Source organism: Mesorhizobium xinjiangense, from assembly GCF_009749525.1.
GTDB lineage: Bacteria > Pseudomonadota > Alphaproteobacteria > Rhizobiales > Rhizobiaceae > Mangrovimarina > Mangrovimarina xinjiangensis.
Window position 1 is genome coordinate 1 of record NZ_WOAC01000039.1, and the last position, 20,025, is coordinate 20,025.

16 protein-coding genes, 3 pseudogenes and 1 other annotated feature are annotated in these 20,025 nt (G+C 63.2%); of the genes and pseudogenes, 11 read left to right on the plus strand and 8 right to left on the minus strand.

The genetic code is table 11. The features are described from left to right. Positions 1 to 134: 134 nt before the first annotated feature. A pseudogene (locus GM909_RS24775) lies at positions 135 to 1,179 on the minus strand (IS3 family transposase); the annotation flags it as partial. Continuing rightward, positions 766 to 898: a sequence feature (AL1L pseudoknot), on the minus strand. (Overlaps the previous pseudogene by 133 nt.) A gap of 54 nt (positions 1,180 to 1,233) precedes the next feature. Further along, a pseudogene (locus GM909_RS24780) lies at positions 1,234 to 1,416 on the minus strand (hypothetical protein); the annotation flags it as partial. Between the two features lie 212 nt (positions 1,417 to 1,628). On the opposite strand from GM909_RS24780, the gene GM909_RS24785 reads away from it, so the two are divergent. From GM909_RS24785 to GM909_RS24825, 9 genes are all read left to right on the plus strand, one after another. After that, positions 1,629 to 2,513, plus strand: a complete 885-nt coding sequence (locus tag GM909_RS24785; RefSeq protein WP_157020213.1) for a MurR/RpiR family transcriptional regulator — start codon at positions 1,629 to 1,631, stop codon at positions 2,511 to 2,513. A 237-nt stretch (positions 2,514 to 2,750) separates the two neighbouring features. After that, entirely contained in the window at positions 2,751 to 3,899 is a 1,149-nt protein-coding gene (locus GM909_RS24790; RefSeq protein WP_157020214.1) for a mandelate racemase/muconate lactonizing enzyme family protein, read from the plus strand. 10 nt (positions 3,900 to 3,909) lie between these two features. Beyond that, positions 3,910 to 4,671, plus strand: coding sequence for a creatininase family protein (locus GM909_RS24795; protein ID WP_157020215.1), 762 nt, complete (start codon positions 3,910 to 3,912; stop codon positions 4,669 to 4,671). 42 nt (positions 4,672 to 4,713) lie between these two features. Then, positions 4,714 to 6,246, plus strand: a complete 1,533-nt coding sequence (locus tag GM909_RS24800; protein ID WP_157020216.1) for an ABC transporter substrate-binding protein — start codon at positions 4,714 to 4,716, stop codon at positions 6,244 to 6,246. A 65-nt stretch (positions 6,247 to 6,311) separates the two neighbouring features. Further along, the gene (locus GM909_RS24805) at positions 6,312 to 7,253 is read left to right on the plus strand and encodes an ABC transporter permease (protein WP_198174400.1); all 942 of its coding nucleotides are present in this window, start codon (positions 6,312 to 6,314) and stop codon (positions 7,251 to 7,253) included. After that, the gene (locus tag GM909_RS24810; protein ID WP_157020217.1) at positions 7,253 to 8,113 is read left to right on the plus strand and encodes an ABC transporter permease; all 861 of its coding nucleotides are present in this window, start codon (positions 7,253 to 7,255) and stop codon (positions 8,111 to 8,113) included. The genes GM909_RS24805 and GM909_RS24810 overlap by 1 nt, the downstream gene beginning before the upstream one ends. 44 nt (positions 8,114 to 8,157) lie before the next feature. After that, complete coding sequence (locus GM909_RS24815) at positions 8,158 to 9,168, plus strand: ABC transporter ATP-binding protein (RefSeq protein WP_157020218.1); 1,011 nt, start codon at positions 8,158 to 8,160, stop codon at positions 9,166 to 9,168. A gap of 8 nt (positions 9,169 to 9,176) precedes the next feature. Next, complete coding sequence (locus tag GM909_RS24820) at positions 9,177 to 10,148, plus strand: ABC transporter ATP-binding protein (RefSeq protein ID WP_157020219.1); 972 nt, start codon at positions 9,177 to 9,179, stop codon at positions 10,146 to 10,148. A gap of 15 nt (positions 10,149 to 10,163) precedes the next feature. Beyond that, complete coding sequence (locus tag GM909_RS24825; RefSeq protein ID WP_157020220.1) at positions 10,164 to 10,625, plus strand: RidA family protein; 462 nt, start codon at positions 10,164 to 10,166, stop codon at positions 10,623 to 10,625. A gap of 192 nt (positions 10,626 to 10,817) precedes the next feature. On the opposite strand, the gene GM909_RS24830 is transcribed toward GM909_RS24825, so the two are convergent. The 6 genes from GM909_RS24830 to GM909_RS24855 form a co-directional block, all read right to left on the minus strand. Next, positions 10,818 to 11,876 carry an acyl-CoA dehydrogenase family protein gene (locus GM909_RS24830; RefSeq protein WP_157020221.1) on the minus strand — a complete coding sequence of 353 codons (1,059 nt, stop codon included), beginning with the start codon at positions 11,874 to 11,876 and terminating at the stop codon, positions 10,818 to 10,820. An 8-nt stretch (positions 11,877 to 11,884) separates the two neighbouring features. Next, a complete protein-coding gene (locus tag GM909_RS24835) occupies positions 11,885 to 13,048 on the minus strand; it encodes an acyl-CoA dehydrogenase family protein (protein ID WP_157020222.1) in 1,164 nt (387 codons plus the stop codon). 11 nt (positions 13,049 to 13,059) lie between these two features. Further along, positions 13,060 to 14,613, minus strand: coding sequence for an AMP-binding protein (locus tag GM909_RS24840; protein WP_235912076.1), 1,554 nt, complete (start codon positions 14,611 to 14,613; stop codon positions 13,060 to 13,062). Continuing rightward, a complete protein-coding gene (locus GM909_RS24845) occupies positions 14,610 to 15,476 on the minus strand; it encodes an enoyl-CoA hydratase (RefSeq protein ID WP_157020223.1) in 867 nt (288 codons plus the stop codon). The genes GM909_RS24840 and GM909_RS24845 overlap by 4 nt, the downstream gene beginning before the upstream one ends. After that, positions 15,457 to 17,388, minus strand: coding sequence for a TRAP transporter permease (locus tag GM909_RS24850; protein ID WP_157020224.1), 1,932 nt, complete (start codon positions 17,386 to 17,388; stop codon positions 15,457 to 15,459). The genes GM909_RS24845 and GM909_RS24850 overlap by 20 nt, the downstream gene beginning before the upstream one ends. 83 nt (positions 17,389 to 17,471) lie before the next feature. Continuing rightward, positions 17,472 to 18,605 carry a TAXI family TRAP transporter solute-binding subunit gene (locus GM909_RS24855; RefSeq protein ID WP_198174401.1) on the minus strand — a complete coding sequence of 378 codons (1,134 nt, stop codon included), beginning with the start codon at positions 18,603 to 18,605 and terminating at the stop codon, positions 17,472 to 17,474. A gap of 102 nt (positions 18,606 to 18,707) precedes the next feature. Here GM909_RS24855 and GM909_RS24860 point away from each other — a divergent pair, with 102 nt between their 5' ends. Together GM909_RS24860 and GM909_RS24865 are read left to right on the plus strand one after the other, a co-directional pair. After that, positions 18,708 to 19,637 (plus strand): LysR family transcriptional regulator, encoded by a 930-nt coding sequence (locus GM909_RS24860; protein WP_157020226.1) that lies wholly within the window; start codon positions 18,708 to 18,710, stop codon positions 19,635 to 19,637. 125 nt (positions 19,638 to 19,762) lie between these two features. Further along, positions 19,763 to 19,998: pseudogene (locus tag GM909_RS24865) on the plus strand (DJ-1/PfpI family protein); the annotation flags it as partial. Positions 19,999 to 20,025: the final 27 nt, after the last annotated feature.

Genomic DNA, 20,025 nt, shown 5'->3' on the forward strand with positions numbered 1-20,025 from the left:
ATTGATCGGAATCCCGGCCGGCTTCATGTCGGAATGGTGGCCGGCTTCAAATCGGAATACCCGGCCGGTTTGAATCGGAATCCGCAGCCTGACCAATGCTGAAGATTATGCCTGCTCCCAGCATCTCGACTTCTGATTGTCTCGGCGAGCGCGTTGTCGTAGGAGTCGCCGAGGCTGCCGACCGAAGGCTCGATGCCGGCTTCCGCCAGCCGCTCGGTGTATTTGATCGAGACGTATTGCACGCCCCGGTCCGAGTGGTGGACCAATCCTGTTCCCGGCCGCCGTTCGTGCAGCGCCTGTTCGAGCGCATCGAGGACGAAGCCGGCATGGGCCGTGCGGCTCACCCGCCAGCCGACAATCCGCGGAGCGTAAGCGTCGACGACGAAGGCGACGTAGACAACCCCCTGCCAGGTGGCGACATAGGTAAAATCGCTCACCCAGAGCATGTTGGGCGCGGGCACGCGGAACTGGCGGTTGACGTGATCCAGCGGGCAAGGCGCGGCCTTGTCGGGAATTGTGGTCTTGGTCTTCTAGCGGCGGATCGCCCCCTCGAGGCCCATCTGCCGCATCAGCCGCGCCACCGTGCGAGCCAAGCGACCTCGAAGCCTTCCCGCTTGAGCTGCCGCCAGGCCTTGCCCACGCCGTAGACGCCGAAGTTCTCCTCGACCACCCGCCGCACCTCTCCCTTCAAGGCCTCGTCCCGCTTCGCCCGCGCCGACAGCCGGGCGGATCGGCACGCCTGGCCGCATGATCGTGATAGATGGATGGGGCGATCGGCAGATATCTGCAGATCGGCTCGACCCCGAGTTCTCCGCGGTGATCCCGGATCAAGTCCGGGACCGATCAAGGCGATCACCGCTTGAATGGGCGGTCGAGCTCTGCCTGGGCAATATACGCAGATGCTTTGCGCAGGATCTCGTTGGCCTGCCTGAGTTCCCGGTTCTCCCGCTCCAGCGCCTTCAGCTTTTCGGCGACCTCGGTGGGAAGGCCGGCTCGTCCACCGCGATCGACCACGGCTTTCTTGATCCACTCGTTCAGCGTCTGCGCCGCACACCCGATCTTCGAGGAAACTGAAAGGATCGCCGACCAGCGGCTGTCATGCTGCGCTTGATAGTCGAGAACCATGCGAACGGCGCGCTCGCGGACTTCGGGAGAATACTTGTTCGTCGTCTTGCTCATGATGCTCCATCCTACTCAGGAGTTGGAGCCTCCGGCAAACCCGGTGCGGTTCAGTATCTGCATGGCGTGTTCGCCCAGGGCATTAGCGGTCTCGACGATCAGCGTCTCGTGCAGATCGCGGATGCCGTCGCTGTCGAGGACGGGAAGGCCGAAGTTTTCCGAGATGAGGGAAGCCTGGGCGTTGTCGGGGCAGCAGAGCCGGACCATTTCGAGGGTCGTGCCCTTGCGCAGCGGCACAACGCGTGCAGATTGACGGGACGTGCCAGCGGTCTTCCTTGGCCTTGAGTTTCCCGAAAGGGAACAGTTTTCAACCCACGGAACCGTCGCCTGACAAAAGTGCGAAAGATTCTGGACAAAACCCTCGTGATTGACGTGGCGGCGATCCGTCTTCACAATCGCCGTGGCCCGCTAGGCTTGCCCGGCGATCGAACATCTTGCTGCCCGGACCCATGAGACACCAGACCAGCCTGATAGACCGCCTGCGCATGGAGCTACAGCAGCTCAATCGCGCGGGCAGGGCGGTTGCCGCCACGGTGCTGGACGACATAGAGGCGGCGACCCGCATCTCGATCAAGGAACTGGCGGCGCGCGCCGGGGTGAGCGAGCCGACCGTGATCCGCTTTTCGCGGCGCATGGGCTGTGACGGCTTTTCCGATTTCAAGATCAGGCTGGCGCAGGATTTTGCCATCGGCCGCATGTACATCGCCGCAGAGCGCACGAGACCGGCCGAGACCGGTCGCGACGTGCTAGACCAGGTCTACGAGGCGACAACGCAAGCGCTGGCCAGCGCCTTCGCGCAGCGAGACGCCGCCGCACTGGAAATGGCAGCCGAGACCATCCACCGTGCCCGGCGCATCTTCTGCTTCGGCGTCGGCGGCAGTTCGGCCAATGTCGCGCTCGAAGCCGAGAACCGGCTGTTCCGGCTCGATCTTGCCGTATCGGCGACGGCCGATTCCTACAAGCACCGGATCATCGCCTCGACGGCCGACCCCGAAGACGCGTTGCTGATTTTCTCCGTCACCGGCCGGCCGCGCTCGCTGGTGGACAGCGCCGAGATCGCGGTTGCACTCGGCGCCTCTGTGGTCGCGGTGACCGATCCTATGAGCCCGCTTGCGGCCAAGGCGAGCGTGGTGGTGCCGCTGATTGCCTTCGACGAGGAGAAATTCTTCTACATGCCCAATCGCGGCCGCTACGGGCAGCTCTTCGCCCTCGACTGCCTCTCGACCCTCGTCGGCGCATGGCGCCGCAACGCCGTCGGCAAGAAGCTGTGGCGCGCTCGCTCAAACCTTGCCTCCCTGCATGGCAGCACCGACAGCCAGCCGGTCGGCGACTGAAGTATTTTTGCTACATTTTTTGACCTGCGATCTTTGGGCCCGGCGCGATGTTCCGTGGATCGCTTTTCAGAATTTCGAGCTGCAATCACCTGAAATTCGTGAAAATTGGTGTATCTCAGGCGATTCTGGCGCATATGGCGCGGTAGATGACCGTCCTCGTCGTATATGACAGCCGATTGACATCCTGGTAGGAAAACTACATTCTGCCGGCCTCACCTCCTTCCACGGATCGCCAGAATGCCGCTCGCAGACAAGACCATCACATCGTTTCGCTTCGATGAGGTGATCGTTCCCGCCCATCCGGGCGTCATCAATTCCGAAGCGCTCGCCAAGCCGCTGCACATGTTGCCGGTCGGCGGCAAGGCGAGCTGGAGCGTGCAGTTCGATGAACTGCCCAAGCTGATCGTGCGCATGACGCTCTCCGACGGCACCATCGGGCTCGGGGAGTTCTACCGCGACCATGAATGGCAGCGCATCGAGGCGATCTGCGCCAACCTTCTCGGCTCCAGCATCACCAATTTTCCGCTGCAGAAGCTGCCGCTGCCGCTCTGCCGCGAATATGACGGCTTCGAATGCTCGATCTGGGACGCCTACGCCAAGTCTCTCGGCGTGCCGGTGCACCACCTGCTCGGCGGCGCCGTGCGCGAGAAGGTCGCGGTCAGCGCCTGGTCGAGCCATCGCACGCTGGACGAGGTCGGCCCCTGGGTGCGGCGCTACCAGGCGCAGGGCTATGATGTCATCAAGTTCAAGTGCGACCTTGAAGATGATGCCGCCGGCCTGTGCGAGAAGATCAAGGAGCATGCGCCCGGCATGAAGGTGCTGTTCGATCCGAACCAGCGCTGGGAGAATTCGGGCAATGCGCGCCGGATCATCCGCGAGTTGGAGGCGGTTGGCAACGTGCTCCTGCTGGAGGACCCGCTGCCGCGCTGGATGATGCTCGATTACGCAGAGATCCGCCGCTTCTCATCGATCCCGATCGTGCTGCACGTGTCGCTGCCCTACGTCTATCAGGGGCAGCGCCCCTACGAGGCGATCAACGCGCTGGCGCACAATGCGGTCGACGGCTTCAACTTCAATGGCGGACTCGCCGGCTTCCAGAGCCTCGATCACATCGCGGCGACAGCGGGGCTCTATTGCTGGCACGGTTCGGAGGTCGACCTGGGCATCCTCGAGGCGATGTATGTCCACCAGTCGGCGGCAGCGCGGAGCTGCGTGTGGCCGGGCGACATCTTCGGCCGGATGATCCGCACGCACGACCTGCTCGAAACGCCGCTCGCCTTCGAGCCGCCGCATGTACACATTCCCGCCGACGGGCCGGGGCTCGGCGTCAAGCTCGACGAGGGGGCGCTCGAGCGCTACCGCGTCAGCGAGCGCACGATTTCCTGACGGGGCAAAGATGCGCTGGGAAAAACTCACGACGCAGGAATTCGACGCCATCGACCGGTCGACGCCGGTGGTGCTCAACGTCGCGGCGGTCGAGCAGCACGGACCGCACCTCGCGCTCGATACAGACGTTGCGATCGGCGGGCATTTCCTCGACCGCGCGGAAGAGAGGCTCGGATACGGGATCCTGATCCTGCCGTCGGTCAAGGTGTGCTGCTCGGAACATCACATGGAGTTCGCCGGCACGCTCAGCGTGCGGCACGAGACGTTCCTCGCCTATGTTGGCGACATCCTCGAAAGCGTCGTTCGCCACGGCTTCCGCAACATCGTCATCTTTAACAGCCATGGCGGCAACCAAGCTGTCGGACAGGTGCTGCTGGAACAGTTCGGCGCACGCCATCGCGACTGCCGTGTGGCATTCCTGACATGGTGGCGGCTGGCGGCGCCTGAACTGGAAAAGATCCGCGAAAGCGGCTTTTCGGGGATCAACCATGCCTGCGAGTTCGAGACCTCGCTGATGCTGCTTGCAGCACCGGGCGATGTGCGGGCTGGGAAAATCGGCGCGATGTCCTATGTCGAAACCTTCGGTTGGGCCAATGCCGACATGATCCGCGCCAACCGGGGCGCGCTGTTCCGCACCATGCACGCCATGTCGGGCGGAACCGGCGTCGTGGGCGATCCTTCGCTCGGAACCGCGCAGAAGGGCGAACAGATCACGCAGGCCGTCGTCGATGAATTCGTCGCGGTCGTCGGCACGCTGGCCGCGGCAGCGTGAAAATCAAGCCAGTCAATGCAATACGGCATAGGGGAAGAGGTCATGTTGAAACGAATTAGCTTAGCCGCTCTCGCAAGCGCCACCATTCTCGCCGGCGGATTCTCGCCGGCCTTCGCGCAGGAGCGCGGCGGCGTCATCAACGTCGCCACTATCGGCGAACTGAACACGCTCGATCCGATGATCGCGACCGGCGACCTGCTCGGCATGGTGACGCAGCATTTCTTCGAGACGCTGCTGACCTTCGACGCCGAGTGGAACGTGATGCCGCTGCTGGCCGAAGCGCTGCCGGAGGTCTCCGAGGACGGCAAGGTCCACTCGATCAAGCTGCGCCAGGGCGTGACCTTCCACGACGGCACCGACATGACCTCGGAGGACGTGGTCGCCTCGCTGGAGCGCTGGCTGGACGTCGCCTCGCGCGGCAAGGCCGTCGCCGAGAAGCTGGAGAAGCTCGAGGCGGTTGACGACTATACCGTGCGCATAACGCTGAAGGAGCCGCTGGCCGCGCTCAACGCGCTGCTGGCGTTCAACAATTCGGCCGCCGTGATCCTGCCGTCGGAGAAGATCGCCGATACGCTCGAAGAATATGTCGGCACCGGCCCCTACATGGTGAAGGAGCGCAGGGTCGACCAGTATCTCCAACTGGTGCGTTTCGACGACTACGCGGCGCGCGAAGGCGAACCGGACGGCTTCGGCGGCGCGCGCAAACAGTATCTCGACGAGATCCGCTTCGTGCCGGTTCCGGACGCCAATACGCGCGTCGAGGGCGCGATCGCCGGGCAGTACGATTATGCCGACCTGCTGCCGGTTGAGGCCTATGACAGGCTCGAAGGCCAGGAAAAGACCACGCCGCTGGTGATGAACTCCTTCGGCTGGCCGATGTTCATCATGAACAACGCGGAAGGCATGATGACCAATCCCGGATTGCGTAAGGCGATCCAGGCGGCATTCAACTCCGAAGACATGCTGGCGGCGGCGTTCGGCAAGCCGGAATTCTATGCCGTTGACGGCGCGATGTATCCGCAAGGCTATCCGTGGCGCAACGAGGAAGGGGTCGACGCCTACAACCAGGGCGACGTGGAAAAGGCCAAGGCGCTGGCGGAGGAAGCCGGCTATGACGGCTCGCCGGTGCGCATCCTCACCAGCCGCCAGTACGAGTTCCACTACAAGATGGCGCAGGTCGCGGCCGAATATTTCAAGCTGGCCGGCTTCCAGGTGGAACTCGGCGTCTTCGACTGGGCGACGTTGGTGCAGCGCCGGGCCGAGCCGGCTCTGTGGGATATCTTCATCACCCACAGCCCGTTCCTGCCAGACCCGGCGCTGATCGCGCCGCTGCCGGCCTCCTATCCCGGCTGGTGGGCGAGCGAGGAGAAGGAAAAGCTGCTCAACGCGCTCAACACCGAAGTCGATATGGACAAGCGCCTCGCGATCTGGTCCGACTTCCAGAAGCTGATCTACGAAGAAGCGCCCTTCTACAAGGTCGGCGACTTCAGCGCGCTCGCGGCGCAGGCACCGCGGCTGGAAGGGTTCGAACCGTCGCCCTGGCCGTATTTCTGGAACGCCTACGTCCAGGAATAGCACGTCCATCCTGAACCGGGTCGCACGCCGCCCCGGTTCGCATCGCGCACGACAGGAGACGATCGATGGTCCGATTCGTTCTGCAGCGCTTCCTCGGCATGCTGAGCGTGATGTTCGTGGTGGTGACGATCGTCTTCGTCATCGTGCGTGTCGCTCCCGGCGATCCGGCGGCGGTGATGCTGGGGCCCGATGCGACGCCCGCCGACATCGAGGCGCTGAGGACGCGGCTCGGCATCGACCGGCCGCTCGTGATGCAATACGTCTTCTTCCTCGGCCAGTTGCTGCGCGGCGATCTCGGCCAGTCGATCTTCCTTGACATGCCTGTGGCGAGTGCGCTGCTCGACCGCGCCGAGCCGACCTTCTTTCTGACGCTGTTCTCGATCCTCATCGCTGCCGGCATCGCGCTGCCGGTGGGGATCATGGCCGCCTACCGGCGCGGCACCTTCTTCGATCAGTCGGTGACGACGCTGACGATGCTCGCCGCCAGCATACCGAGCTTCTGGCTCGGCCTCATCCTCATCCAAGTCTTTGCGGTGCGGCTCGGCTGGTTTCCCGTGGCCGGATATGGCGGGCCGGACGCGTCCTTGATGACGCGGCTCAGCCATCTCGTCCTGCCGGCGGTGGCGCTCGGCGTCGTCTCGTCGGCGCTGATCACCCGCTTCACGCGCGCCTCGATGCTCGACGTGCTCAATGACGACTATGTGCGCACCGCGCGCTCCAAGGGCATGAGCGAGTTCCGCGTGGTGCTGCGGCACGCCTTCAAGAACGCGCTGATCCCCGTGCTTACCGTGATCGGACTGACGGCGGCGCTGCTCATCTCCGGCGCGGTGGTGACCGAGACAGTGTTCAGCCTGCCGGGAGTCGGCAACCTCGTCGTCTCGGCGGTGCTGCGACGCGACTATCCGGTGATCCAGGGCGCGCTGCTGGTGATCGCCGCCATCTACGTGCTGATCAATTTCGGCATCGACATGCTGTACCTGATGATTGATCCGAGGGTGCGTTACTGATGGCCGCCGCCTCCGACGCCTACGCCCCGCCGCGGCTTTTGACGCTGATCCTGCAACGTAAGACGCTGGCCGTCGGCTTGCTGATCCTGGCCGTCGTCACGCTTCTGGCGGTGCTGGCGCCGCTGGTGGCGCCGTATTCGCCGAGCAAGCTGTCGATCGTCAACCGGCTCAAGCCGCCCGGCGCGGAGTGGTTCTTCGGCACCGACGAGTTTGGCCGCGACATCTTCAGCCGCACCATCTATGCCGGCCAGCTCTCGCTGCTGGTCGGCGCGGCGGCGACGGCGTTCGCCTGCGTTGTCGGCATCGCGCTCGGCATCGTCGCTGGCTTCTTCCGCAAGGCCGACGCGCTGGTCTCGCGCGTGGTCGACGCGATGATGGCCTTCCCCGACATCCTGCTCGCCATCGCGCTGGTCGCCGCACTCGGGCCATCGCTCGCCACGGTGATCGTCGCGCTTGGTATCGTCTATGCGCCGCGCCTCGCGCGCATCGTGCGCGCCTCGACGCTGGTGATCCGTGAATTGCCCTACGTGGAGGCAGCGCGCGCGCTCGGCGTGCCGACATGGCGCATCATGACGCGGCACGTGCTGCGCAATCTCGTTTCGCCGATCCTCGTGCAGGCGACCTTTATCTTCGCCTATGCGATGCTGGCGGAGGCGGGCCTGTCCTTCCTCGGCGTCGGCGTCAGCCCGGAAATCCCCACCTGGGGGACGATGATCGCGTCCGGCCGGCAATATGTCGGCCAGGCGGACTGGATGACGGTCTTTCCCGGCATCGCCATCGTGCTGACGGTGCTGTCGCTCCAACTCGTCGGCGACGGGCTGCGCGACCTGCTCGACCCCCGTCTGCGGAAGGATCTCTAGCGATGGCGCATTCCGCTGCAGTTCCTGTTCGGCCCGAAGCCGCGATGCTCGCGGACGACGTCATGCTGAAGGCCGATGACCTGCAAACCCATTTCATCATGGGATCGCGCGCGGCCAAGTCCGTTGACGGCGTGTCGCTGACGGTCAGGCGTGGCGAGACGCTGGCGGTGGTGGGCGAGTCCGGCTCCGGCAAGTCGGTGACCAGCCTTTCGATCATGCGCCTTCTGGCGCATCCGGGGCGCATCGTCGGCGGACGCATCCTCTACCGGCTTCGCGACGGCACGGTGGTCGATCTCGCCACGACCGGACAAAAGCTGATGCGCTCGATACGCGGACGGGAGATCGCGATGATCTTCCAGGAGCCGATGACCTCGCTCAATCCGCTGTTCACGGTCGGTGACCAGATCATGGAGATGGTGCGGCTGCACGAGCCGGTCTCGCGAAACGAGGCAAGGGCGCGGGCGCTGGAGATGCTGGAGCTGGTGGAGATCCCGGCCGCCGCCAAGCGGCTCGACCAGTATCCGCACGAGATGTCCGGCGGCATGCGCCAGCGGGTGATGATCGCGCTGGCGCTCGCCTGCCGTCCGGCGCTGCTGATCGCCGACGAGCCGACCACGGCGCTCGACGTCACCATCCAGGCGCAGATCCTCGACCTGATGCGCCGGCTGCAGCGCGAGATCGGCATGAGCATCCTGTTCGTCACCCACAATCTCGGCGTCGTCGCCGAGATCGCGCATGAGGTGGCGGTAATGTATGCCGGCCGCGTCGTCGAGCAGGCCAGCGTCACCGACCTGTTCGCGCGGCCGAAACATCCCTACACAAAGGGGCTGCTCGCCTGCATTCCCGACCCGAAGCGCGACCGGGCCACGGACGGTTCGCGGCGCATGCTCGACCCCATACCCGGCAGCGTGCCGAGCATCATGGCATTGCCGCGCGGCTGTTCCTTCGCGCCGCGCTGCCCGCTGGTGGAGCCTGCCTGCGAGGCGGAGCCGCCGGTGCTGGAGCGGGCCGGCGTCAACCACCTGACGCGCTGCCGGAGGCACGAACTCCTGTGAGCGACGCCATGCGATCTTCCGACAACAACGTGCTCCTGTCCGTGCGCGGGCTGGTAAAGCAGTTTGCCACCAAGAGCGGCCCAGTCAAGGCCGTCGACGGTGTTTCCTTCGAGGTCGGACGCGGCCAGATCCTCGGCATCGTCGGCGAATCTGGTTCCGGAAAGACGACCGCCGGCCGCGCGGTGCTGAGGTTGGTGGAGCCGACGTCCGGCGAGGCGGTCTTCGACGGCGTCGACCTGTTCGGCCTGTCGGAAAAAGAGCTGCGTCCCTACCGCCGGCGCATGCAGATCATTTTCCAGGACCCGTATTCCAGCCTCAACCCGCGCATGCGCGTCGGCGACATCATCGGCGAGGCGATCGACACGCACGGCCTAGCCAAAGGCGCGGCCCGCAGGGTGCGCATCGAGGAGCTTCTGGCGCGCGTCGGGCTGTCCGCCGAGCATGCGCGGCGCTATCCGAACGAGTTCTCCGGGGGCCAGCGCCAACGCATCGGCATCGCCCGCGCGCTCGCGGTGGAGCCGGAGCTGATCATCGCCGACGAGCCGGTCTCGGCGCTCGACGTGTCCGTACAGTCGCAGGTGCTGAACCTCATCCAGGAGCTGCAGCGCGAGCTTGGGCTGACAATGGTGTTCATCTCGCACGACCTGACCGTCGTCGAATATCTGTGCGACGAGATCGTGGTCCTCTATCTCGGACGCGTGATGGAAAAAGGCCCGTCGCGGGCGGTCCACGCTGCGCCGCGCCATCCCTATACTCGGGCTCTGCTGGCGACCGCGCCGATCCCCGATCCGACGGTGAAGCGGGAGCGCGTCATCCTACAGGGCGATATTCCGAGCCCGCTCGACCCGCCTTCGGGTTGCGTCTTCCGCACCCGCTGCCCGCATGCGACTGAGGCCTGCGCCAAGGTTGTGCCGCCGGCCGAGGAGGTCGGCCCGGGACACAGCGTCGCCTGCATTCGGCACGCAGAACTTTTCAGCTGACGAGGAACCCTAGCCATGTCACCCGATGCCCGGATCGAGGCGCTCGGCCTCACCCTGCCGCCGCCGCCCGCGCCGATTGCGACCTATGTGCCGTTCGTGATCGAGGGAAACCTCATGTTCCTGTCGGGGCAGGGCCCGCGCGAGGCGGACGGAACCCTACGCACCGGCAAGGTCGGCGCCGATGTCGGGATCGAGCGCGCCTATGACGATGCGCGGCTGACCGGCCTCAACCTTCTGGCGGTGACGCAGGCGGCGCTGGGCGATCTTTCCCGCGTCAAGCGGATCGTCAAACTGCTCGGCATGGTCAACGCGGTGCCGGACTTCGGCGCGCATCCCAAAGTCATCAACGGCTGTTCCGATCTGCTGATCGCCGTATTCGGCGAGGAGGGCCGCCACGCCCGTTCGGCCGTCGGCTTCGGCTCGCTGCCCGACAACATCACAGTGGAGATCGAGGCGGTCGTTGCGATCAGGCCCTAGAGAGCATGTCCCGCTCAAACGGAATCGTTTGAGCGAAAGGTACATGCTCCAACATATTGATTTGGCGCGCATATCTTTGCTTCAAACCTTTCCGTTTGAAGCGAACGCGCGCTAAAGGAGACCGGTAACTTCGCTGGGGTCAGGCGGCGGGTGCGGGAGAAGGTGGGGGTAAGAAATTTGGCGTGCCCCGCGTCAGCGCGGGTCTCCGAAGAGGCGTTCGGCATCGAGCGCGCCATACCGATTCGTCCGCATTGCAACGTGTTCCAGGTGCAGGTCACGGCTCCCCCAGCTTCGCGACAAGACAAGTGCCCGCTTGAGGAACAGATGGATATCGGCCTCCCATGAATATCCCATGGCCCCATGAACGTGGACGGCGCGCTCGGTTGCAAGCCTCACGGTCTCCCCAGCCCGCAGCCAGGCATGAGCGACATGTGCGCGCGCCAAATCGTCACCGCGGGCAACCAGTGCCGCAGCGGCGTAGAGGACGGGTCTGACAAACTCGATGGCGACCTGGACTTCCGCTAGACGATGCTTCACGGCCTGGTAGCTGCCGATAGGCTTGCCGAACTGTTCGCGTTCTCTGGCGTAGGCCACGGCTTGATCAAGCGCGCTCTGAGCAATCCCCGTCATCCGGGCGGCCGCGAACAACGCCCCGCGATCGCGCGCGGTGGCGACAGCCTTTTCGATTTGCTCAGACGGCAAGGAGTCTGAACACCCCTCACCGACGGCAATCGAGAAAAGTGGTGTCAGTGGATCGGCCGCCAGTTGAGCCTGTACGCCCATCTCGCCAGGTCGACCGTACTTGATCCGCTTGCCATCGCTCCTCAGAACGAAGCGCGCCGTATCGGCATGCGCAGCGAGGGGCATGGCGGGATGAAACAGCACCGCATGCCCTTCGCCGACGGCGAGTTGCGCGACAATGTCCTTCAAAGCCGTATCCGTTCCGCAAATTTGCGCCAGCAGAGGCAGCGCAACGCCGGCGCTTTCGACAAGCGGCTCGGGAAGCAGGAAGGCGCCACAAATTTCAGCGATTCTAACGAACTCGATCTCCGACAGACCCAATCCGCCCAAATCCTCGGGAACCAGCACACCGCAAAGGCCGAGTTCGGCCAGCGCCTGCCATCTGCTGGCCTCATATGTTTGACCGGCATCGATCATCTTGCGCAAATGCGCCGTCGAGCAAATGTCGCCGAGAAGAGATTCGAGCGTCTCGGCGATCATCTCCTGCTCTTCGGTGAAGCGGAAATCCATCTCGTCACCTATGCCCTTGGCAGGCCAAGCACCCGCTCGGCGATGATGTTCTTCTGGATCTCGTTCGAACCCGCATAGATCGGACCAGAAAGCGCGAAGTAGTAGCCGTCCAGCCAAGCACCGCCATCCTCAGCGGCCGGGGCCGCCTCGGTAAGCGTACCGAGCGGGCCAAGGAGGTCGAGCGCGGTCCTGTGAAGGCGCATATCCATCGTCGACCAGAAGATCTTGTTGGTTGATGCTTCCGCCCCGATATGCCCACCCGCAATGAGCTTTGACGCCGTCCTGTAGATCGCCAGCGCATAGGCATCCGCATCCATGACCGCCTGCAGAACGCCTTCTTGCGCCGATTGCGGAGCGTCGTCTCCCAGCCGCTTCCACAAGGCCACCAGACGCGCCGCCGCCATTTGATATCGCGCCGGGCTGCGCAGCATGAGCCCCCTTTCGAAGCCCGCCGTCGTCATGCAGATCGACCAGCCCTGGCCCTCCTCGCCGAGCCGATTGAAGGCGGGGACACGGACATCATCGAGCATGATTTCGGCAAATCCGGTCTCCCCGTCGATCTGCGCGATCGGCTGCACCGTCACCCCTGGAGCATCGAGTGGGAAGAAGATCAGCGAGAGGCCCTTGTGGCGCTTCTCGTCAGGTTCGGTGCGGAAGAGGCCAAACGCCCAATCGGCATAGACCGCGCGCGAGGACCAGATCTTGTGGCCCTTGAGCAGATAGTCGTCTCCGTCCCGCCGCGCCGTCGAGCGGACGGCAGCCAGGTCCGAACCGGCCTGCGGCTCGGACCAGGCCTGCGCCCATATTTCCTCGCCGGACGCCATGGTCGGCAAAAACCGCGATTTTTGCGCGTCGCTGCCATACTCCATGAGTGTCGGTCCAAGCAGGAATATGCCGTTTTGGTTCACCCGCAAAGGAGCCCCGGCCCGAATGTACTCCTCCTCGAAGATCAGCCAGCGGATAAGATCAAGGCCGCGGCCACCATAGGCTTCAGGCCACGTAACCATGCCCCATCGGCCCGCATTGAGCCGGGCCTCCCAGGACCGATGCGCCTCAAAGCCCTCGCGCGAGGCATCAAACGAAGACAGGGCTTCCGCCGGCACATTCTCCTGCATCCATTGCCGAACTTCCATACGGAAGTCTTCTTGCTCTCGCGTATAAATCAAATCCATTGCCGCACCCGCTATTTCGCAGTTTCCGCCAGCAATGCCTCGCGGAGTTTCTTCTTGCGGATCTTGCCGCTGTCCTCACGCGGAAGAGACTCGATCAGCCGGAAAGTGCGCGGAATCTTGTAGCGCGCAAGGCGGCGGGCAAGTTGTTCGCGCAGCTCGGCCACATCGAGTTCGGTGGCCACGCAGGCGGCGACCGATTCGCCGAATTCGGGGTTGGGAATGCCGAACACGGCAGCGTCGCGGACACCAGGAATGTCGATGAGCGCCGCTTCGATTTCCACCGGATAGATATTCACACCGCCCGAAATGATCATGTCCGACTTGCGGTCGCAAAGATGCAGGTAACCTTCGGCGTCGAGATAGCCGATGTCGCCGGCACTGACGAGATCGCCACGGCGCACCTTGTCTGCCGCCCCGGGTCGGTTGCGGTATTCGAACGACGGGTACCGGTCGATCTTTACGAAGATTTCGCCGATCTCGCCGGTGCGGCACGGCGTTCCGTCCGTGCCGATGATCTCGATCCGCGTCCATGGAGTGGGCCGCCCGACCGTGTCGGCATGCGCGTCCGCCTCGTCGGGCCGCAGTGCCACGGCGGCGCCAGTTTCCGATGCCCCGTAATATTCCCCGATGACCGGCCCGAACCAGTCTATCATCGCCCGCCGGACCTCTGGCGGACAGGGCGCGGCGCCATGCACCACATAACGCAGCGAGGAGACGTCGTATTTGTCGCGCACCTCCTTGTTCAGCTTCAGCAGGCGTACCAGCATCGTCGGCACGAGATGAAGATGCGTCAGCTTGTAATCCTGGATCAGCGCCAGCAATTCCTCGGCGTCGAAACGCGGCTGCAATATGGCGATCCCCCCCGGGGACCGGACGGCATGGAATGTGTAGACATTCGGCGCCGAGTGGTAGAGCGGGCCGGTGATTGCCGTGCGGATCGGCTCATCCGGCGACAAGCCATAGGAATAGGAAAGAACTTCACGGACGCGCGCGGCCATATCACCAACCGCCGGTTCACGCACGATCCCCTTGGGATTGCCCGTCGTGCCGGACGTGTAGATGATGTTGGACCGCGGCGCGGCGGCGGGGCCATCGTATGGCTCATGGCTATCGCGCCAGTCGTCCCAATCGCATTCCACGGGCGCGGGTAAAGCGGCGACGCGAAAGGCAGTTGCGATCTCCTGCGGTGTTGAGACCTGGAGCACGGCCACGCCATCGGGAATTCCTGCCCCGAACTGCGCCATCAGGTCGGCATGAATCACAACGAGCTTGGCACCACTGTCGGCAAGAATATGCGCGGCTTCTTCCGCGCTTGCATGCCAGTTGACGGCGGCGACATAGACCCCGGCGATGTTGGCGCCGAGCATGGTTTCCAGGAAAGCGAAATCGTTACGCAGCACAACGGCGATGCTGTCACCTTCCTGAATTCCCATTGCCTTGAGGCCGGTTGCGATCTTCATTCCGCGGCGCTGGAGTTCATCCTGGGAAAGCATCCGGTCGCCTGATATTATCAGCCCGGCAAGATCAGCCGGGCTCGAACTCTCCAGCCGTTCGGCAAGCCTCACTGGTCCCGCTCCTTGTTCATCCGCGCCATGTCCTTGCCGCTTATGCCGGAAAGGTTATCCGTGCCGGTCAGGCTGTTATGGGCATGCGCCGTATGGTGATATCCGTAGGCCATATCCATGGCAGCCCGCTTGCCCTGAATGTCCTCGGTCGCGTTGAATACATGCCGGGTGAGCGCGAGCCCGAAGCGAGGCATGGAGGCGATGCGCTTCGCGATGATTGCTGTTTCCTCTTCAAGATGGTCGCGCGCCACAAGCCGGTTGACCATTCCGAGATTGTAGGCCCGCTCGGCGGAAATCGGCTCGGCGAGCAGCACCATTTCGCGAGCCACACGCGGCGGCAGCTCGAACGCGTGGGCGAAATACTCGACACCGGGAAAGCCCATTCTGAGCACCGGATCGGCGAAGCGTGCATCCTCGGAGGCGACGATAAGGTCGCAGATCCAGGCCAGCATCAATCCACCGGCTATGCATGCGCCATGAACCATGGCGATCATTGGCTTGGGTCCCTCACGCCAGCGCCGGCACATGCCGAGATAGACCTCGACCTCGCGTACGAACTGCATTTCCGCGCCCGGCAGTCCGGCATGATCGTACCAGTTGCCTACCCGTGCGAAGCTTGATCCGATGTCACGTCCGGGGGTGCCGATATCGTGGCCCGCCGAAAAGTGCTTGCCCGCGCCGCGCAGCACCATGACCTTGATTTCGGGGTCGTCGTTCGCTGCCCTTATCGCTGTATCGAGCGCATAGGTCATCTGCGAGTTCTGTGCATTGTTGTAGCGCGGCCGGTTCATCGTGAGCCAGGCCACGCCATCCCTGATTTCGGTAAGTACCGGCTCATCGGTTTCATAGGCTGGGGCGTTCAATGGAAATCCTCCCGATGAAGAAAAATGTGATGAGAACAGGAGCGATGAGCAGTGCGGCAGCGACGAGCAGATTGCCGGCGGATACCCCCGTCAGAGCGCCGCCGGGCAGTGCCAGGGCGAGGCCCGATCCAAATGTCAGCAGGCGGAGAATGACCCCCGGCAGGCGGGAGGGATAGGCGCCCAGACCGATGAACCAGTTCTGCGCCGCGCATGATATCAGGAAGACGCCAAGCAGTGCCGAACCTGAGTTGAGGACGATATCGAAGGCCGTTCCCTTCATCAACAAGGCAGGCGCGACCACAAAGAAGAATGGCAGCAGATAGATCACGCCGCCGAGCCGCATGGCCTCGAGGCCGGTCCGCATCGGACTGGCCTTGGCAATTGTGGCCGCCGCGAACGCTCCTATGGCGACGGGGGGCGTAATGTAGCTCAGCATGCTCCAATACAGGATGAACAGGTGAACCGGGAGCGGCTCCAGACCGGCCTGAACGAGCGCCGGAGCCAGGCCGACGGCGAGGAAGATGTAGGCCGCCGTAACCGTCATGCCTATACCCAGGACAAATGCCGTCAGCGCGCCCATTGCAAGCAGCAGATAGAGATTGCCGCCGGCCATCGTGAGGAGGTCGCTGGCGATGTTGCCGATTTTGCCGGTGACCACCAGAGACCCGACGATCAGCCCGACAGCGGCCAGCAGTCCGGCCATCTCGGCAAAGAGGCGGCCGACATCCTCGAGAAAGCCGAAAAGTTCGTTCAATCCCCACCGGTGACTGGGAAGCATCTGATTGATGAGCAGCAGGATAGCGGTGGCGAACCACGGCGCCCAGGCCTCCCGGTTGAGTACCAGAAGCATCCAGGTAAGGAGCGCGAAGACGGCGAGATACCACCAGCCATCCTTCAGTACCTGCCTGATCTGTGGCAGTTCCTTCCTGGGCAATCCGGCAAGGCCATTGCGCGCGGCCATTGCATCGACCTGGAAAAAGAGTCCGAGGAAATAGAGAAGCGTCGGAATAACCGCCGCGATGGCGATATCCTGATAGGGAACCTTCAGGAAGGTCGCCATGACGAAGGCCGTCGCGCCCATGATCGGCGGGGCGAGAACCCCGCCTGTCGACGCACAAGCCTCCACGCCGCCGGCGACCGCGGGCGGGATTCCGGTGCGCTTCATTGTCGGGATCGTCAGCGTGCCCGTCGTCAGGACATTGGTAATCACGCTGCCGGACATCGAGCCCATCAGGCCTGAGGAAAGCACGGCAACCTTGGCCGGCCCGCCGCGCACATGCCCAAGTGCGCCAAAAGCCAGGTCAAGGAAGAACTTGCCACCACCGGTTCGCTGAAGAGCGACACCGAAGATGAGGAATCCGAGGACCAGATTTATGAATGCGCGCATTGGCACGCCTAGAATTCCCTCATTGCTCATGGCGTAAAAGGACGCTGCATCGAGCGAAGGCAGCGAAAAGCCGGCCAAGACGGGCGGCAGGCGGTCGGCGAACAACGGGTATAGAGACAGCGGCGCGACGACCGCGAACATAACATTGCCACCAATTCTGCGGCCAGCCTCCAGGACAAGCACCCAAAGCAGCACCGACATCCACTGCGCCACAGGCGGGGCGGCATATTCCCACCCCTGCATCACGATATTCTCCGATACGGCAGTGAAATAGGCGCATGCAATCAAGGCCGCGATCGACAGCAACGCGTCGAGAGGACGCCAGCGTGGCCACAGCAGGAACGAAAACGGCAGCAACAGCGCCAGCACGCCATACATGAACTGATTGCTGAGCGGCACATAGCCCACCCAGCGGCCGAGATTGAAGGTCTGATAGGCCGCGCCCGCCACAACGAGGGCGGCGACAAGACGCAGCATCTTCTGCCGCCCGCTGAGCGCGGTGGGTAGTGGTGTGGTATCCGGCATGTGATGAGCCCGACGGTCCGCGTTTCGGAAATTCCCGTCTCCGTCCGCACAGACGCGGCGGAGACGGACCGATTTTCTACCAATCAATCGAATATGACGGGCATATCCGCTGCTTTCAGGGCTTCGGCGCGGTGGGTCAGCCACTTCGTGGCGAATTCCTCACCTTCTCCAGCCGAAGCCATGTCGAAGGAATTCCAGGCTTCCTTCAGAACATCCTGGCGCTTGACGAGATCTCGATTGTGCTTGTCGGCTTCATCGGTCCAGATGCCGGCCTCGCGGAAGTACCTGATTGTGCCTTCATGAAAAGGAATGACCCACTGCAGTTCCTGCACCTTGAGCGCCCAACCCTCGGCGCCCGGCGCGGCATCCTTGTAGTCGTCGAAGTTCTCGACCATCGCCTTGGTGAGGGCATAGACCTCCGCCTCGCTTTGCGCGTCCGTGGTGACGAGGAACGGATAGGGATATCCGGCTCCTTCGAAGCTCTTGCCCTTCTCGAGACCGGATGCATCGGTGACCACGCGCTTGGAGATATAGGGAGCCTTCTCTTGCAGGCGCTTCCAGCCCTCCTCGTCATCGAACGGCAGTGGAATCCAGTGGATACCGCTGGGGCCGGATGCGAGTTGCGCCGACTTGGGCGTCAATGTCGTCGCAAAGGCTACTTCCGACTGATCGTTGATCACGCCGTCCCACATGGCCGAGAATCCGGAATATTCGATCGTCTCGACATCGTCGCGAGTGAGGCCGCCAAATGCCAGGACGGAATTGAGCGGAAGGTTCAGCGCATCGGCAGCCTTCACGAATGGCACCCGCTTGCCCCGCAAATCTGCGGCCGTCTCGATGCCGGCGTCGCCGCGTGTGGCAAAGCCGACGCCAGACCCGTCGATCTTTGCCATGATCATGCGAAGCGGTATCGGACCCCAGTTGGGCGCAGCGAAGTTCGTTACGCCTTCCGCGCCGAAATAGGCGGCAACCCCGCACATGCAATATTCGGCATGGCTGTTCTTGATAGGGGTGAGCCGGGCTATGTCATTCTGGCCGGGAAGGACGGCGACACGCGTACCTTCCTTGTCCTTGAGCATGTTGCCGATGGCGATGGCCTGGGCATAGCCGGACGTATCGCTGGGATATGCCGTCCATTTCATTTGAGCCGGCAGGTCGCCGGCGGTTGCGGTGCCTGCCAAGAGTGTTGCCACGAGGCACACGGCTGAAAATCTCATGTTCTTCCTCCCTTGAGTCGCCGACCTTGTGCAGGTTGGCATTTCAAGATTATGCTATGCATTTGATGCATGGAATTCGAAAAAAATGCATATGGGATATAGATGAAGCGTATGGCCAATTGGAATGCCTATCTCGACTTCCTTGCCATTGCCAACGCCGGCAGCATAAGCGCAGCGGCTCGTCAGCTGGGTCTCAGTCAGCCGACACTGAGCCGTCGACTTGCGGCTCTGGAAGAACAGCTTGGCTTGCGGTTGCTGATCCGCACACCGACCGGTCTGGCGGTAACGGCCGCTGGCGAACGGTTGCTCGGCACACTCGAAAACGTCCGCGAGAAGCTGGATCAGGTCGAGCACGAAATCATCGAAGGCAATGTCGCGCTGCGCGGATCGGTCCGGATCACAGTCACGGAATCGCTCGGCATCACCTGGCTTGCGCCGCTGATCAGGGAGTTCAATGAACTCTACCCGCGCATTCAGGTCGAACTGGTCATCGAGAACGCAATGATCAACCTGCTCAGCCGTGAAGCCCATATCGCCATCAGGTTGCTCCGGCCTCACCAAGCCGATCTGATTGCCAAGCAGGTTGGCCAGTTCGACATCGCGCTATACGCGGCACGTGCCTATGCTGCCCGCTACGGCCTTCCCGAGAGTGCGGAGCAGGCACGACATTTCAAGGCCGTGGGATTGCTCGGAAGCACGCCCACCGCAGTGCTTACGGAGAAGATCTTCTCAGCCGACCGACATGTCCTTCTGTGCAACAGCCTTATGGCGACCTATCACGCAATCCGGGCTGGTCTCGGCATCGGGCCAGTCGTCGACCTGCTTGGAAATGCCGATCCCGACCTGCTGCGCTGCCTCCCTGAAGTCTTTCTGCGAAAGGACATCTGGCTGACGGCCGTGCCGGAGCTGCGTCAGAGCGCGCGCCTGCGGGCAGTCTACGATTTCCTTGGCGATCACCTTTCCAGCCGCTTTGGCGCCGCCGCCTCGATCCCGCAACATGGTGCGCCGATCGCGCCTCAGACAGCCTTATAGGCTTACGATATTACGTAAGGCAGGATGGTGTCCCACTGAGCGGTGTAGCTGGGTAGCGCGGTGGTCATCGGTGTTTTCCGGTAGGGTCTGGTTGTCGACACCAACTCGTTCCGGAACCGGCCCCCATCTGTCACGGCGTCCAGATCCTGATGGCGGTGCCGGGCGTGCTCAAGGGCTGCAAGGTGGCTGGGCTCGGGGCCTGCGAACCGGAAGTAACCGCTGTGGGCGGTACATATATCGACGTCAAGCCACCCGAGGCCTATGTCGACGGCAACATGGTCTCCGCCAAGGTTGGACCGGGCTCGCCGCCTTCATGCGCGAATGCCTCAACGTGCTCGGCACGAAGATCACGCACGGCTGATCGATCTCATCTGTGGGGCGGACGTTA

Bases quoted from the DNA above. Each gene is read 5' to 3' on its own strand.
- GM909_RS24785 (WP_157020213.1), top strand. From the start codon at position 1,629: ATGAGACACCAGACCAGCCTGATAGACCGCCTGCGCATGGAGCTACAG.
- GM909_RS24790 (WP_157020214.1), top strand. From the start codon at position 2,751: ATGCCGCTCGCAGACAAGACCATCACATCGTTTCGCTTCGATGAGGTG.
- GM909_RS24795 (WP_157020215.1), top strand. From the start codon at position 3,910: ATGCGCTGGGAAAAACTCACGACGCAGGAATTCGACGCCATCGACCGG.
- GM909_RS24800 (WP_157020216.1), top strand. From the start codon at position 4,714: ATGTTGAAACGAATTAGCTTAGCCGCTCTCGCAAGCGCCACCATTCTC.
- GM909_RS24805 (WP_198174400.1), top strand. From the start codon at position 6,312: ATGGTCCGATTCGTTCTGCAGCGCTTCCTCGGCATGCTGAGCGTGATG.
- GM909_RS24810 (WP_157020217.1), top strand. From the start codon at position 7,253: ATGGCCGCCGCCTCCGACGCCTACGCCCCGCCGCGGCTTTTGACGCTG.
- GM909_RS24815 (WP_157020218.1), top strand. From the start codon at position 8,158: ATGCTCGCGGACGACGTCATGCTGAAGGCCGATGACCTGCAAACCCAT.
- GM909_RS24820 (WP_157020219.1), top strand. From the start codon at position 9,177: ATGCGATCTTCCGACAACAACGTGCTCCTGTCCGTGCGCGGGCTGGTA.
- GM909_RS24825 (WP_157020220.1), top strand. From the start codon at position 10,164: ATGTCACCCGATGCCCGGATCGAGGCGCTCGGCCTCACCCTGCCGCCG.
- GM909_RS24830 (WP_157020221.1), bottom strand. From the start codon at position 11,876: ATGGATTTCCGCTTCACCGAAGAGCAGGAGATGATCGCCGAGACGCTC.
- GM909_RS24835 (WP_157020222.1), bottom strand. From the start codon at position 13,048: ATGGATTTGATTTATACGCGAGAGCAAGAAGACTTCCGTATGGAAGTT.
- GM909_RS24850 (WP_157020224.1), bottom strand. From the start codon at position 17,388: ATGCCGGATACCACACCACTACCCACCGCGCTCAGCGGGCGGCAGAAG.
- GM909_RS24855 (WP_198174401.1), bottom strand. From the start codon at position 18,605: ATGAGATTTTCAGCCGTGTGCCTCGTGGCAACACTCTTGGCAGGCACC.
- GM909_RS24860 (WP_157020226.1), top strand. From the start codon at position 18,708: ATGAAGCGTATGGCCAATTGGAATGCCTATCTCGACTTCCTTGCCATT.